Source organism: Marinobacter psychrophilus, assembly GCF_001043175.1.
Classification (GTDB): Bacteria; Pseudomonadota; Gammaproteobacteria; order Pseudomonadales; family Oleiphilaceae; genus Marinobacter; species Marinobacter psychrophilus.
In genome coordinates, this window is sequence record NZ_CP011494.1 from 2,234,700 (window position 1) to 2,250,246 (window position 15,547).

A 15,547-nucleotide genomic window follows, 5' to 3' on the forward strand; every position below is an offset into this window, starting at 1 on the left:
CGAGTGTTAAAACTGAATGGAAGCCACGCCAGGCAGATTGCCTGATACAGCGCCTGGCGTTTGAATAACCGGGTTTTACAAGATGCCCTACTCTGCGCTTTGGGGAGTAAGGAATCCGGAAAGCTCATCACCGAAGGTACGGCGGGACCAGTCTTCTAACACCGACAACCGGTCAATCATCAGCGATTCTTGCCACCAGATGTCTTGAGACACCGGTGTGTAACGCAACAAAGCGATGCCCACCACCACAACCAGCACCCCACGCAACAGACCAAAGCCCATACCTAGAACCCTGTCAGTGCCGGACAAGCCTGTGGCCCTTACCAGCTGCCCGATAATGCCATTAATGATAGCGCCCACGATAAGCGTACCAATAAACAGAATCGCGAATGCCGCAACTGACCTAACCATGGGCGTTTCCACGGTGCTGGCCAGTAGCGACTGCATCTGGGGGTGAAATGTGCGAGCAACAATGAAGGCCATTACCCACGTAACCAACGACAACGCTTCGCGAACAAAGCCGCGCCTCAGGCTGATCAGCGTTGATATGGTAATAACCGCAATAATGACCCAGTCAATCCAGATCAACGCATCCATGAAACACCCGGGCGACGCAAATAGAGAGCGCGGATTCTATCAGGAAACCGCGCTCTGCCAAACCACCGTTGCGATAAAACCTTGCTGGACGGCTTATTAATCAGGGCTGGTAACCAAACTGTTTAGGCTAAAAGCCTTGTCAAGGGCCGCTTTGGCCGCTTCGGATTCGGATTTGCTGGCGAAAGGCCCACTAAATACCCGGGTCAGCCGGGTGTCGCCGCGGCTGAACTCTTGAAGATGTGAACTGTAGCCTTTTTCGCGGGCGCTATCACGCAAACGTCGGGCATTATCAGCATCACCAAAGCTGCCCAACTGAACAACCCAAGCGCCTTCCAGAGAGCGACTGAACTCTTCCTCGGTTTGCGGACCGGGCTCCGGCTGAGCCGGTGCCGGCTTAACCTCGGCCACCGGTGGCAGCGTAACAGTGTTGCTGGCCGTAGTCGGCGTTGCCGGCTCAGGCGTCACTTCTTCAATCAGCTTAAAGTCCCCAGACCCGCTGGCACGGTCCGCTGCGGCTGGCCCCGAAACGTTCTGATATTCCGGCATGGAGGTCTGCGGTGGTGGTTCGGTGCTCACTTCCGGAAATGGCGGTTCTTCGGGAATGTTTATCGAGGTGGAGTTGCGCCCGGAATGGGGCTCGTCAAAGATCATCGGCACAAAAATAACCGCTAGTGAAATCAGCACCAGGGCGCCGATGATCCTCTGTTTTAATCCGTCCACAATCATGCTCCCGGGTTGGTAACGGCGGCGTTTGGATACAAAAGGTTGCGGGCCGCCGCCACAGTAAAGAACGAACCAAACACAATCACGATGTCGTTAGCACGGGCTTGGTCGCGGGCTTCAGCCAGGGCCTCCGGCACCGATTGCCAGTGACCTGCAGACTCAATACCGCACTGCTCGAACTGCGCATTCAGAGCCTCGGCGCTAAAGCCGCGGGGAGCTTCATTCACCAAGCCGGCCAGATACCAGCTGTGAACCACGCTGTCCATCGCTTTGGCAACGCCTTGCACGTCTTTATCCGCAAGCGCACCGTAGACCGCATGAATGCGGGTTTCCGGGTGTTGTAGCAGGCGCAACCGACTCGCCAGCCAGCAAGCCGCATGAGGGTTATGCCCCACATCCAGAATCACCAGCGGCGACGTGGCTACCTGTTCAAAACGCCCGGGCACAGACACTCCAGCCACGGCTCGCTCGATTTGTTGAACACCCAGATTGGGCGCCAGGGTGCGCGATGCGACAACCGCTGCAGCCAGACTTTTTACCGGCAGGGCAAAATCTGGCAGGCGAAACTCTTCGTCTCCCAACTCCAGATTCACCATCGCCGGCTGGCTTGAACACTGCACCAACTGATAATCACGGCCCAGCAACGCCAGGTCTACCTCCTGCGATAAAGCTTGCTGCAATACCGAACGCGGAGGATCAAAATCGGCGTAAACCGCAGGGATACCCCGTCGCAAAACTCCGGCTTTTTCAAAGCCGATTGACTCACGATCGTTACCCAAAAAGCTCGCATGATCGATGTCAATCGACGTAAGGATCACAAAATCCGCGTCTAACACGTTTACAGCATCCAGACGACCACCCAGACCAACCTCCAGAATCCAGTCATCTACATCAGCTTCGGACATGGCCACAAACGCAGCCAAAGTGCCAAATTCAAAATAGCTCAACGACACTTCTGCCCTGGCCGCCTGAACCCTTTCGAACCCGTAAATCATTTGCGCGTCTGAAATCTGCTCGCCCAGCAGACGTACGCGCTCGTTGTACACCTGAAGATGCGGCGACGTGTAGGCTGCCGTACGGCGCCCCGCTTCCTGCAACAGAGCTTCTAGGGCTGCGACCGTGCTGCCCTTGCCGTTGGTGCCAGCCACAGTAATAATGCGGGCCTTGGGCTTGGCCGGGAACAGTCTTTGCAAAACCACCATCACTCGGTCCAGTCCCAGCTCGATTTCAACTGGGTGAATGGCCTCAAGGTAGCTCAACCATTGGCCTAGGCTGGCATCGGCGCCGGGGGCCGTTATTTTCGGCGCGTACTGATCCGGATTATGCGACTGAGGCATCTTCGTCCGGCTTTTCAGTCACTTCAATTTCAATGGGTGCTTCGGTTTCAGGTTTTTCCAAATTGCCGAATTTTGCCAACAGGTGTGCAATTCGTTCTCGCATCTGGTGACGGTGCAGAATCATATCGATAGCGCCATGCTCTAACAAAAACTCGCTGCGCTGGAATCCTTCGGGCAACTTTTCACGCACGGTCTGCTCAATCACCCGCGGCCCGGCAAAGCCGATCAGTGCGTTAGGTTCAGCGATGTTCAGGTCGCCCAACATCGCCAGGCTGGCCGACACGCCGCCGAATACCGGGTCGGTCATTACCGAAACATACGGCACGCCGTGTTGCTTCATACGCTCAAGAACAGCGGCGGTTTTGCACATCTGCATCAATGAGAGAATGGCCTCCTGCATACGCGCGCCGCCGCTGGCAGCGAAGCACACCAGAGGAATACGCTCTTCCAGCGCCACATTGGCCGCCCGTACAAATTTTTCCCCAACCGTCTGGCCCATAGAGCCACCCAGGAAATTGAACTCGAAGGCGCAAGCCACCAGTGGAAGCCCCATGGTAGTGCCCTTCATGGCCAACAAGGCATCTTTTTCGCCCGTCGCTTTCTGGGCTTGCGTCAAGCGGTCTTTATAACGCTTGGTGTCTTTGAACTTGAGGCGGTCCCAAGGTTCCAGATCTGCGCCAATGTCTTCACGGCCGTCTGCATCCAGAAAAATATCAAGACGGCGGCGGGCACCCACTCGCAAGTGATGATTACACTTCAGGCACACGTCCAGGTTTTTTTCCAACTCGGGCTTGTACAAAAAAGCACCACATTTCGGGCACTTTTTCCACAAACCTTCCGGAACACCGGTCCTCGTCTTGGATTCCGAGCGGATCTTGCTCGGCATTATTTTATCTAACCAACTACTCATGATTTAATCCCGTCTGTAGAACCTGTTTTGATCGTTCTATTGCAAACACTCGCTAGCGGCCAGCAATTACAGCCTCGGATAGCGTGTTTAATGACCCTATTCTGGCAGCATGCCATGCTGTGTAAACGTCTCATTTAATGAAACATAGTACATACAACGCAGGGCTGGCCCAATCTTTCCAATCGCGTACCTTGCACCCGCGCTCTATTTAACCGATCCGTAAGTCTACCAAGACCCAGCACTTCTGGTCGCGGCCACAAAGTCTGCCATCTTTTTGGCGCATTTGATGCCTTTGCCGATTTCCACGCCGCCACTGACGTCCACCGCCCAAGGGCGTACCTGATGCACGGCTGCAGCAACGTTATCAGGTTGCAAGCCACCGGCCAATATCAGTGGCAACGGCCGTTGTTCAGGAATCAGTGACCAGTTAAATCCGTGGCCGGTGCCCCCGTATTGCTCAGGATGCCAGGCATCAACGAGCAAACCAGCTGATTTTTTGTACTTCTCAAAGGCCTGTTCAATCTGCCCTTGCTGCCGTACCCGTATGGCTTTAATCCAGCGGCGCTGAAACTGCTCACAGAAAGCAGCCGTTTCGTCACCGTGGAACTGCAACAAGTCCAGAGCCACCTGCTGCGACACCTGCCTTACAAAATCCGCCTGCGGATTCACAAACAATCCCGTTACGCTCACAAACGCCGGTATCTGCGCTGCCAGTTGCCGCGCTAAATCAATACTGACAGCCCGCGGGCTTGGGTCATAAAACACCAGGCCAATTGCGTCAGCGCCAGCGGCCACTGCAGCGTCGATATCCTCTGGACGGGTCAGACCACAGATCTTTACACGGCTAGCCACAGTTGGAAGGCCTCTGTTTACAGTGAATATGGGTGGCCGGTACCGGCCGATTCTGCTCCGCGCTAAACCATGGTTCAGCAAACGCCGGACCACAGCTGGGCTGGGGTATTCCAAATTCGACGGGGTAACCCACGTCTACCAGGTACAAACCATCAGGCGGTGCGGTCACGCCAGCTTGCCTGCGATCCTTCGTCGCCAGAACTTGGCCAATCCAATCCGGCGTCTGCTCTTGGCAACCTACGGCCATCAAGGCCCCGGCGATATTGCGCACCATGTGATGCAAGAACGCATTGGCCTGAACGTCAATCACCAGATAATCGCCTTTGCGTCTTACGCTGATGTTCTGCAAAAATCGAATTGGGCTATGAGACTGACAGCCAGCAGCACGAAAAGCACTAAAATCGTGTTCGCCAACCAGCGCCTGGGCCGCCTGATGCATGTTTTCGGCATTTAAAGGCTGAAAGTTCCAGCTAACCTGGCCGCGTTGAATACTTGGGCGCACCGGGTTGTTGTAGATAATGTAGCGATAGCGACGGTAAACCGCGGAAAACCGGGCATGAAAGTCTCCCTGGCACTGGCCAGCCCAGCGCACGGAAATATCAAAAGGCGAAGCAGTATTAATACCCATCACCCAAGAACGCATCGTGCGCAGTGACGGCGTATCAAAATGAACCAGCTGGTAACTGGCATGAACACCGGCATCGGTGCGGCCCGCACACACCAGTTCCACATCGTGATCGGCGACTTTACTGGCGGCTTTTGCCAACTGTTGCTGCACAGCGCGAATGCCGGATTTTTGTTGCTGCCAGCCGTGGAATTCGCGGCCATCGTATTCCAAGACCAATGCCACACGGCCGTTGCCAATGGGTGTATCCGCTGTAAGCGCCTGGGGTTCAAGAAACAAGAGTCAGCTCGATGTGTTATCTGAGTGTTAAAAGACAAAGCCGGCGATCAGAAGGCTCTGAGCACCGGCTTTACTCGAAGGATTATAACCAATCAGGACAGATTTTTAAGCAGTTCCTTCGCTTCTGCCTTCTGTTCGGCGGTGCCTTCGAGTTCCACTTCTATCAAAATGTCGCGCGCACCGTCAACATCGCCCATCTCAACGTAGGCCTGCGCCAAATCCAGCTTGGTTGCTGCCTCGTCGGTGCCAGCCAGAAAGTCGAAATCATCGTCGTCACCCAGATCGCTCTCGTCGATCGATCGAGGCGCACCAGGTGCCACAACGGGGAGGTCTTCTTCTAGAAGATCATCTTCAAACAAATCCACTTCTGGAAGATCGTCTTCCGACAGGTCGTCCTCAGGAAGGTCATACGCCGGAAGGTCTTCTTCGGGCAATTCCAGCGTCTCCAGATCATCCAGGCTGATGTCGTCTTCGTCGTCTTGGTTCTCGGCCAACCTAGCGCCCAGCTCTTCCTCGGCTTGCGGATCGTCACCCAGCTCCAAAGCCAACAGTTCTGCGTCGGTCATTTCCGGCAGCTCTTCTGCTTCGGATTCGGTTTCATCGCCACCAGTGAGACTGGTGCTATCTGCGCTATCAGCAAATTCGCCCATCAGCGTCAGGTCTTCGTCCGAAATTTCCAGGTCCAATTTATCCAGATCAGGATCCAGCTTGCCCGAATTCGATTCTTGCATGTCAAAAGGCTTGAGTTCAGCCTCGGGGTCGTCTTTATCAAGTTCTGCATCCAACTCGTCCAGGAAGGCCTCGTCTAGACTTAGATCATCATCGTCAAGTGTCTTGCCGGCCGTGTTTACAGATTCGTTAGCCTTGGCCAAAGGCACAGCGTCTTCATCGGCAAATTCTCTGGCGAATTCGTCGGACAACGCAAAATCGTCAAAGTTGTCAAAATCTTCCGACGCTTCCGACTTTGCAGGCTCTCCCTTGGCGCCCAAATCTTCAATAGTGGCCAGATCGTAGTCTATAGGATCGTCTAACGTCGGATTGGTGCTGCCTATTGCGTCTTCAGCTTCCTCATCGAAGCTCCCAAAAGAGCCTGCAAAGGAACCAGAGCGCAATTCGGATTCAAGATCATCGATGCTGGGTGCCGCTTCCGCCTGTTCCAGATCTGTCAGCAAACGATCAGCTTCGGCCATGGCCGCGCCATCATCCAAAGCGATCAGCTCGCCATACTGACGTTCAAAAGCCACTCTATTCTGGGCGTCCGCGTAGACCGCCAGCAACTTCAAGCGCAGGTCGGTGCGGCTAGGCTCGCGGGAAATCGCAGACTCCAGAGTATTTACCGCCTGTTCGTGCTGACCGTAAGCCAAGTAGGAATCAACCTCTACCAGTATGTCTGGCCCAGCTTCAGGCATTGACGGTTCGTGATCGACAAGGACCAGGTCAAACGAGTTAGGCCTTGGTACGGGTTCAATCGGAGGCGCTTGATCAAAGTCGGTATCGTTCTCGGCTACATCCTCGTTTTTAGATTTGCGGCGAGACACCAGAAGCAACAGTAGCAACAGCAACAGCAAACCGCCGCCCAAAACCATCTGGTACAGCGGGTTGCTCATAATGCTGTCGACCAAACCACTCGGAGCCACGTTTGCTTCGACCGCATCAGGCTGCGTCGCCTGTGGTTGTGAGTCCTGCTGAGGTTGCACTGCCACCTCAGCAGCCGGTTCGGCTTCGGCCTGAGTTTCGGCGACATCATCAGCAACTGCGGGGTCATCGGCTGCATTTTGGTTCATGCTGTCAACCGCGCTCTCGCCGTTGATACCAGCCTGCTGCATGTCGGCCAACTGGCTGTTTTTCAGCTCCAGCAACCGCTGCAGGGTTTCCATCTGCTCTTGCAGTGCATTAACACGGGTATTTAACTCGCTGTTTTCACGGCGCGCACTATCAAGCTCTTCGAGCGCTACCACGGTGCCGGCATCTGCGCCATCCGCCTGGTTGCCGTCAGTACCGGCAGACCCGCTCTGTTCAGTGTTATTATCTGCCTGCGGCGCTTTGGTCTCGGCCACAATCAGTTTCAGTTCCGCATCCCCGCCGTCTATTGCCGCGGGCGCAGGGGGCACAGCCGCTGCACTGGCATCAATAGTTGCACGGGCTGCGATGATGTCCTGGTTTTGGGCTCGCACAGCCTGGATGGCCTGGCCCTGGCCAAGTCGCTCAATCTGCGCAAGCGTAGGTGCGCGAAGAACTTTACCGCGTTTCAGCCGGTTGATATTGCCATTTATGAAGGCATCAGGATTAAGGTCCTGAATCGCCAGCATAACCTGTTGCACCGATACGCTGTTGCTTGGGCGCATCTTGATGGCAATACTCCACAGGGTGTCAGACGACGCTGTAGGGCCGTAAACACTGCCAGACGCAAGAGACTGCGCAGAACCAGAACCGGCTGACTCAGAGCGGATTAATGAGCCGCTCTCTGCGCTGGGCAATGAGTTGCTGCGGCCGGCAGACGATGCCGCGATAAGCGGTTCCCGGGTTCCTGTCTCTGCCGCATACACGGGTGGGTCTACCAACACCGAATATTCACGCAGCACCCGGCCGCTGGGCCAAGTTAACTCCAGCAGAAAACTGAGGTACGGCTCTCGTAACGGTTCGCGGGAAGACACGCTTACCGCCAGGCCGCCATCACTGCGGGTAACCACCTGAAATTCCAACTTACTGGCAAACTGGCCGCGATTAAGGCCGACCCGCTGGTAAGCGGATTCCGAAGCCACATTTACGAAAACATCACCAGGGCTTACGCCGCGACTCTGGCGCAGCACAATTTGTGCATCCAGAGGCTCATTCAAGTAGGACTGAAGCTCCACCTCCCCTAATCCCAGGGCTTGTGCAACGCCAGAGCCAAGACCTCCAGCCAGTGCCAGAGCAACCGCAAGCTTGCGTACCTTCATGCTTTTTCCTTTCCAGTCTCCGTTATTCGTACCTGCTTCGGTGCACAGCGGCGTTGAAGCAGTTTCGGACGAGGTTGGATGACTTCCGTCTGGGTGTTGTATAAGTGTGGCGGAACTTTAATTCTCACCTCGGCCAGTATTGTTGATAAGCATCATTTTATCAATGAATCAACGTTCTTCAGTGCACTGCTACGCTACTTTGCCAACTTTTCACCGTAAACGTATAGCCATTACAAACGTAAAGTCATTGCGGGCACTGAGGCGACACCGGCTTTTGTGGTTCTAAAAATAACAGGGGCGAAGGCTGAAAGCAGCCTTCGCCCCTCACCGGTTGTTTGAAACCGGACGCAGTTGGCATTAAATCAACGACTCTGAAGAATTCGCAGCATGCGCCTCAGCGGTTCTGCCGCGCCCCACAACAACTGATCGCCCACAGTAAACGCAGAAATGTACTCCGGCCCCATAGCCAATTTGCGTATACGGCCCACTGGAATACTCAGGGTGCCGGTTACCTTTGCTGGTGTCAGCTCGTGCATGCTGGCCTCGCGCTCGTTGGGGATAACTTTCACCCAATCGTTGCCGGCGGCCAGAATCTTCTCGATTTCAGCAACAGGCAGATCTTTGCGCAACTTTATGGTCAGTGCCTGGCTGTGTGAGCGCATGGCACCGATTCGAACGCACAAACCGTCAATGGGAATCGGATTGTCGCTGCGGCCCAGAATCTTGTTGGTTTCAACACCGGCTTTCCACTCTTCCTTGCTCATACCGTTTTCGAGCTGTTTGTCGATAAACGGAATCAGGCTGCCCGCCAGCGGCACGCCAAAGTGCTCAGTCGAAAACTCGTTGCTGCGCATGGTGTCGGTCACCTTGCGGTCAATCTCCAGAATTGCAGAAGACGGGCTGTCCAGCTCGGCTTTAACGCTGCCATTCAGCTCGCCCATCTGGTTCAGCAACTCGCGCATGTTCTGCGCGCCGGAACCGGAAGCGGCCTGATACGTCATGGGCGATACCCATTCAATCAAGTCCTGCTCCAGCAAACCGTCCAAGGCCAACATCATCAGGCTGACTGTGCAGTTGCCTCCGATGTAATCTTTCACGCCTTCGTCGAGCGCAGCGTCAATCACGTTGCGGTTAACCGGGTCTAGCACAATGACAGAATGGTCAACCATGCGCAGGGTAGACGCAGCGTCTATCCAATAGCCATTCCAGCCGGCATCTCGCAGCTTCTGATACACCGCCGAGGTGTAGTCGCCGCCCTGACAGGTCAGAATCACGTCGAGGGTCTTTAGTGTCTCGATATCAAAGGCATCCTGCAGCGGCAGAATGCCTTCACGGCCCACATCCGGCGCCGGTTGCCCGGTTTGCGACGTGGAAAAGAATACCGGTTCGATATCCGCGAAATCGTTTTCTTCACGCATACGATGCATGAGGACAGAGCCCACCATGCCACGCCAACCTATAAGCCCAACTCGCTTCATGCGGCTTTTGAACCTCTTTAATACCTGTCAGCAGCCGGTGTCGCTGGCGCAGACAAAATGAATTTTTACGCAGCAATAACGCTGCATTACTGCGAATTAAAATGCTGTCGATTTAACATACTATCGACTTGAGCACACTGTCCAATTATAGCTGCGCCAGTACTGCCTCACCCATTTCACGGGTAGAAACCCGGGTACAGCCCTCAGACATTATATCCGCTGTGCGCAAGCCCTGGTCCAGTACCTTGCCAACCGCGGTCTCAATGGCTGCGGCGGCGGCGCCTTCATCAAGGCTATAGCGTAGCATCATCGCAACGCTAAGAATGGTCGCCAACGGGTTTGCAATGCCTTTGCCGGCAATATCAGGTGCCGAACCATGGCAAGGCTCGTACATGCCCTGCTTCGCCGAATTCATCGAAGCCGATGGCAGCATGCCGATGGAGCCTGTCAGCATAGCGGCTTCGTCAGAAAGAATATCACCAAACATATTGCCGGTTACAATCACATCAAACTGTTTGGGTGCGCGCACCAGCTGCATCGCGGCATTGTCCACGTACATGTGGGACAGCTCTACGTCCGGATACTCGAGCTTGAGCTCGTTCATGATCTCACGCCACAGCACGGTCACTTCCAACACGTTTGCCTTGTCGACCGAGCACAGTTTTTTGCCACGCTGCTGGGCCGTTTCAAACGCGACCCGGCCAATACGGCGAATTTCAGTCTCTGTGTAGGCGTAAGTGTTATAGCCCTGGCGCTCACCGCTTTCCAGCTGCCGCACACCGCGGGGCTGACCGAAGTAAATGCCGCCGGTCAGCTCACGGATAATCATGATATCCAGCCCGGACACCACTTCCGGTTTCAGCGAAGAAGCAGACGCCAGCTGCGGATAAAGAATAGCAGGGCGAAAATTGGCAAACAGTTCAAGTTTGGAACGCAGGCCCAGCAAACCTTTTTCCGGACGTTTGGCCATCGGCAAGCCGTCCCACTTCGGGCCGCCAACGGCGCCCAGCAGAATCGCGTCGGCCTTGGTGGCCAACTCCAGGGTTTCATCCGGCAGCGGAGTGTCGGAATCGTCCAGCGCAGCACCGCCAACCAAGCCGTGTTGAAAGCTCAAATCAAGCTTGAACGACTCATTCACCCAGCGCAGTACTTTTTCGGCCTCGCCCATGATTTCAGGGCCAATGCCATCGCCCGGCAGCAATAATATGGTTCGTGACATTTCAGGTTCCTTGATATCGTTTTCGACATGGGTGTGGCAGCCAAATTACTGGCCGGCACCAAACAGCCAGGGCGCGGTTTTGCGGCGCGCATCTTCGTAATGCTGAATAACATCGGCGTCTTCCAACGTCACACCAATATCGTCCAGGCCATTCAACAGGCAATGGCGACGAAAGCCGTCTACGTCAAAGCTAAAAGATTCGCCAGACGGCGTGATAACGGTGTTGGCTGCAAGATCCACCGCCAGTTCATAACCTTCGCTCGCCTCAGTTTCAATAAACAGCTGGTCAACTATTTTTTCATCAAGAACAATAGGCAACAGCCCATTTTTAAAGCAGTTATTATAGAAAATATCAGCAAAACTGGGGGCAATAATCACCCGAAAGCCGAAATCTCCAAGCGCCCAAGGCGCATGTTCACGGCTGGAACCGCAACCAAAATTGGTGCGGGCCAACAGCACGCTGGCGCCGCTGTAACGTTTTTGATTCAGCACAAAATCCGTGTTTAACGGGCGCTTGGAACTGTCCTGACCAGGCTCGCCCTCGTCCAGATAGCGCAATGGATCAAACAGGTTGGGGCCGAAGCCGGTGCGTTTGATGGACTTCAAAAATTGTTTGGGAATGATCAGATCCGTGTCCACGTTGGAACGGTCCATGGGGGCTACCAGGCCCTGGTGTTGGGTAAATGCGCGCATGGTCATTGTCTCCTGTAGCTCAGTTCAGCATTTCACGAACATCAACAAAATAGCCGGCAATCGCTGCCGCCGCTGCCATAGCCGGGCTAACCAGATGGGTACGCCCACCAAAGCCCTGACGTCCCTCAAAATTACGGTTAGAGGTAGACGCACAATGCTCGCCCTGCCCTAACTTATCGGCGTTCATGGCCAGGCACATAGAGCAACCGGGGTCACGCCATTCCAGGCCCGCTTCCAGGAAAATCTTGTCCAGCCCCTCAGCTTCGGCCTGCAACTTCACCAAGCCCGAGCCCGGCACCACCATGGCCTGCTTCAAACTACCCGCCACTTTGCGACCTTTAACCACCAGCGCCGCCTCGCGCAGGTCTTCAATCCGACTGTTGGTACAGGAACCAATAAATACCCGGTCCAGCTTGATGTCGGTGATCAACTGATTGGGCAGCAGACCCATGTATTTCAGCGCACGCTCAAGCCCTTCCCGTTTGATCAAGTCGGTTTCTTTAGCCGGATCTGGCACCTGGCCGGCCACATTCGCCACCATTTCCGGGGATGTGCCCCAGCTAACCTGAGGCTCAATATCCGCACCTTCAAACTCAACCACTTTGTCAAATTCAGCGCTCAGATCACTGTGCAAGGTGCGCCAATGAACAACAGCTGCATCCCAGGCTTCACCCTCAGGTGAAAACGGTCGACCCTTGACGTAATCAATAGTGGTGTCGTCTACCGCCACCATACCAACGCGAGCGCCGGCTTCAATCGCCATATTGCACACCGTCATCCGGCCTTCCATGCTCAGGCCGTGTATGGCGTCGCCACCAAACTCGATGGCATGGCCGGAACCGCCAGCGGTCCCGATTTTGCCAATAATCGCCAGCACGACGTCTTTGGCGGTTACGCCTTTACCCAACTGGCCATTCACTTTCACCAGCATGTTTTTCATTTTCTGCTGCACCAGACACTGGGTAGCCAGCACGTGTTCCACTTCCGAAGTACCAATACCGTGGGCCAGGCAGCCAAACGCGCCGTGGGTCGAGGTATGGGAATCACCGCAGACAATGGTCATACCGGGCAAGGTTGCACCCTGCTCGGGCCCGATCACGTGCACTATGCCCTGGCGCTGGTCTTTAATCTTGAATTCGAGAATGCCGAACTCGTCGCAGTTGCTGTCCAGGGTTTCTACCTGAATGCGCGACACCGGGTCTACAATGCCGTCGATTCCCATGGCGCGGTCAGTGGTAGGCACATTATGGTCGGGCGTTGCCAGATTGGCATCAATCCGCCAAGGCTTTCGGTTGGCCAGGCGCAGACCTTCAAACGCCTGCGGCGACGTCACTTCGTGCAGCAGGTGGCGGTCAATGTAAATAAGCGCAGAGCCGTCATCACGCTGTTTTACCAGATGATCGTCCCACAATTTGTCGTACAAGGTTTTACCCGCCATGATCGCTCTCTCATCGTTTTTGGGTTTTAAACAAAACTCATCGCCGTAGGTGCGGCTATTCGCTTTAGAATTCTGATTGTTTAAACAGTTTAAAGTGCCTGACCAATAACCTCAATTCATGTTTTTTATACATAGCATTCCTGTTTGGAATACTATTAAGTAGAATGAAACGCTTCAAGGTGTTCTAAAAAGCACTTTTAGCCGACGGCAGTCATGGTACTTATGGATTCCAACACATTGCGCGCCTTTCTGGCCATTGTTGACCAGGGCTCGTTCTCTGAAGCCGCCGAGCAGCTGCACATTACCCAACCTGCCATTAGTAAGCGGCTGGCCGCTCTGGAGGTCCAGCTCGGCGCCGAACTGGTTGATCGCAGCCAGCGCCAGCTTAAGTTAACCGACGCCGGCGCTCGGCTACTGCCCCATGCCAGGCGAATTCTGGATGAAATCCACAACGCCCGAATTGCCCTGTCGCCAAGCACCCGCGAAGTTGCTGGTGAACTACAGATTATTGCCAGCCATCACATTGGCCTGCACCACCTGCCAAGCTGGCTGCGGCGTTTCAAACGCGACCATCCGCAAGTCACCCTTGATCTTCAATTTATGGAATCAGACGCCGCTTACGCCCAGATGCGCAAACGCGGCGCCGAACTGGCGTTTGTGACCCTGAGCGATGGTATAGACTCGAACTTTAAGGTATACGCCCAATGGCCAGACCCAATGGCGTTTGTGGTTGGGCCGGAGCATCCGCTGGCAGCGCTGGAACAGCCTACTCTGGCGGACTTGTCTGGCCACGCGGCGCTATTGCCAGACACCAGCACGGGAACTTACCGGTTAGTCAGCCGGCTATTTATGGAGGCCAACCTGCCGTTAAGCTCACAAATGCCCACAAATTACCTGGAAACCCTGAAAATGATGACCAGTGTGGGTCTTGGCTGGAGCGTCTTGCCAGTGCGCATGCTGGACAGCAGCCTGCGGGTAGTGCCGGTGGCACATTCAGTGGCGCGGCTGATGGGTGCTATTGGCCTGTCAGGAAGAAACTTGAGCGGTGCCGCCCAAGCTCTGCTGGCGATTGTGGAACAACAGGAAGAAGCCCGGCGCGGTAACCGTTAAAGCAGGGGACAGACTTGAAGTCTGTTCCCTATCCTCAGATTTCCGGCAAAGCGGGGACGGATTTCAAATCTGTCCCCTACCTCTCTCCAGCTCAGGCGGCGGGGGCGGTGGTCGCAAACCGCGCCAGGCCGCGGCGAACGCCAAGGCGGTGACAACCGCGCTGCCCAGAAAGGCCGCGGAGGTATCAATGCCGTCTACCAGGAACCCCGCACCCCAGGCACCCAAAGCCCCACCGGCACCAAATGTTAAACCGCTATAAAGTGCCTGCCCCTGGCCATGGTGATGGCGGCCAAAAAAGCCTTGAATGTACTGCACCGACACCGCATGTAACGCGCCGTAAGACGCCGCATGCAACAGCTGGGCAAATATCAGCACAGGCAGCACCGACGCCATTTCCGCAATCAGCAACCAGCGCAGCAGGCTCAGCAGCAACGCCGCCAGCACAATGTTTCGCACGCTGAAACGCGCGCCCAGGCGATGCATTACCATAAACAACACAATTTCGGCGATGACCCCCAGTGACCACAACAGACCAATGGCCAGCTTGCCGTAATCGTGCAACTGCAGGTGAATACTGAAAAACGTGTAGTAAGAGCCGTGGGCCACTTGCAGCAAAAAGTTCATGACAAAAAACGCAATTACCGCAGGATGAGTCAAAATGGCCTTCAAGCTGCCCCTCGGGGACTTTTGGATGCGAACGATTTTTTCAACCGGAAGCATCCAGGCCGACACCGCAATGCCGGCAAACAGCGGAATCAGCAACATCGGCAAATAGCGAATATCCACCCATTCCAGAAGTACGCCAATCAACGCCACGGCGGCAATAAAACCCACCGAACCCCACAAACGGATTTTGCCGTATTGGTTCCGCTGCGAACCCAGAACCTGAAGGGTGATGACTTCGTAAAGAGGGAGCACCGCGTTCCAGAAAAAAGTGAACGCCAACATAACCAGCAGCAGGCCAGTGAAACCGGGCTCTAAGAACACGCCAGCAAAACACAGAGAACCGGTGATGGTTCCGAAGCGAACCAGGCGCACTCTTTGCCCTGTGCGATCGCCCAAATAGCCCCACACGCTGGGAGCCACAATTTTGGTAAGCTGGATGGTCGCCATCAAACTGGCGATTTGCAGATAAGAAAAGCCGCGGCCATCAAGGTAAAGCGACCAGTAAGGCAGCATGCCGCCCAGCAGGGCGAAGAACCAGAAATACAAATTCGACAGGCGCCAGTGCGTCACTGTTATCCCTTACCTTTGATTCGCGCCGCTACCTTTCAGTACCATTTTCAAGCCAGTAGGGACAAATTTGAAATCCGTCCCTGATGAGCGAGGAATGGGGACGGATTTCAA

Annotated in this window: 13 protein-coding genes; 1 reads left to right on the forward strand and 12 read right to left on the reverse strand. The window is 54.9% G+C overall.

The features are described 5' to 3' along the window. Window positions 1-87: 87 nt before the first annotated feature. The 11 genes from ABA45_RS10045 to leuC all read right to left on the reverse strand — a co-directional run bounded on the left by ABA45_RS10045 (window position 88) and on the right by leuC (window position 13,090). Window positions 88-597: a CvpA family protein gene (locus tag ABA45_RS10045; RefSeq protein WP_014871416.1), complete on the reverse strand. Its 510-nt coding sequence runs from the start codon at window positions 595-597 to the stop codon at window positions 88-90. Window positions 598-693: 96 nt separating this feature from the next. Then, a complete protein-coding gene (locus ABA45_RS10050) occupies window positions 694-1,323 on the reverse strand; it encodes an SPOR domain-containing protein (RefSeq protein ID WP_048385810.1) in 630 nt (209 codons plus the stop codon). Next, entirely contained in the window at window positions 1,320-2,657 is a 1,338-nt protein-coding gene (folC, locus tag ABA45_RS10055; RefSeq protein WP_048385812.1) for a bifunctional tetrahydrofolate synthase/dihydrofolate synthase, read from the reverse strand. The genes ABA45_RS10050 and folC overlap by 4 nt, the downstream gene beginning before the upstream one ends. Then, window positions 2,641-3,567: an acetyl-CoA carboxylase, carboxyltransferase subunit beta gene (gene accD / locus ABA45_RS10060; RefSeq protein WP_048385814.1), complete on the reverse strand. Its 927-nt coding sequence runs from the start codon at window positions 3,565-3,567 to the stop codon at window positions 2,641-2,643. Before accD ends, folC begins: the two co-directional genes overlap by 17 nt. A 225-nt stretch (window positions 3,568-3,792) precedes the next feature. Further along, window positions 3,793-4,419: a phosphoribosylanthranilate isomerase gene (locus ABA45_RS10065; protein WP_048385815.1), complete on the reverse strand. Its 627-nt coding sequence runs from the start codon at window positions 4,417-4,419 to the stop codon at window positions 3,793-3,795. Further along, window positions 4,412-5,323: a tRNA pseudouridine(38-40) synthase TruA gene (gene truA / locus ABA45_RS10070; RefSeq protein ID WP_048385818.1), complete on the reverse strand. Its 912-nt coding sequence runs from the start codon at window positions 5,321-5,323 to the stop codon at window positions 4,412-4,414. The genes ABA45_RS10065 and truA overlap by 8 nt, the downstream gene beginning before the upstream one ends. 92 nt (window positions 5,324-5,415) lie before the next feature. Beyond that, window positions 5,416-8,262, reverse strand: coding sequence for a FimV/HubP family polar landmark protein (locus ABA45_RS10075; RefSeq protein ID WP_048385820.1), 2,847 nt, complete (start codon window positions 8,260-8,262; stop codon window positions 5,416-5,418). Window positions 8,263-8,624: 362 nt separating this feature from the next. Beyond that, window positions 8,625-9,740: an aspartate-semialdehyde dehydrogenase gene (asd, locus tag ABA45_RS10080; protein WP_048385822.1), complete on the reverse strand. Its 1,116-nt coding sequence runs from the start codon at window positions 9,738-9,740 to the stop codon at window positions 8,625-8,627. 145 nt (window positions 9,741-9,885) lie between these two features. Further along, entirely contained in the window at window positions 9,886-10,959 is a 1,074-nt protein-coding gene (leuB, locus tag ABA45_RS10085; RefSeq protein WP_048385824.1) for a 3-isopropylmalate dehydrogenase, read from the reverse strand. Between the two features lie 45 nt (window positions 10,960-11,004). Beyond that, entirely contained in the window at window positions 11,005-11,652 is a 648-nt protein-coding gene (leuD, locus tag ABA45_RS10090; RefSeq protein WP_048385826.1) for a 3-isopropylmalate dehydratase small subunit, read from the reverse strand. Window positions 11,653-11,671: 19 nt separating this feature from the next. Further along, window positions 11,672-13,090 (reverse strand): 3-isopropylmalate dehydratase large subunit, encoded by a 1,419-nt coding sequence (leuC, locus tag ABA45_RS10095; RefSeq protein WP_048385828.1) that lies wholly within the window; start codon window positions 13,088-13,090, stop codon window positions 11,672-11,674. A gap of 222 nt (window positions 13,091-13,312) precedes the next feature. Between leuC and ABA45_RS10100 the strand changes: the two genes are divergently transcribed. Continuing rightward, window positions 13,313-14,200, forward strand: coding sequence for a LysR family transcriptional regulator (locus tag ABA45_RS10100; RefSeq protein ID WP_048388940.1), 888 nt, complete (start codon window positions 13,313-13,315; stop codon window positions 14,198-14,200). A 63-nt stretch (window positions 14,201-14,263) separates the two neighbouring features. On the opposite strand, the gene ABA45_RS10105 is transcribed toward ABA45_RS10100, so the two are convergent. Further along, complete coding sequence (locus tag ABA45_RS10105; protein ID WP_048385829.1) at window positions 14,264-15,436, reverse strand: MFS transporter; 1,173 nt, start codon at window positions 15,434-15,436, stop codon at window positions 14,264-14,266. Between the last annotated feature and the right edge of the window lie 111 nt (window positions 15,437-15,547).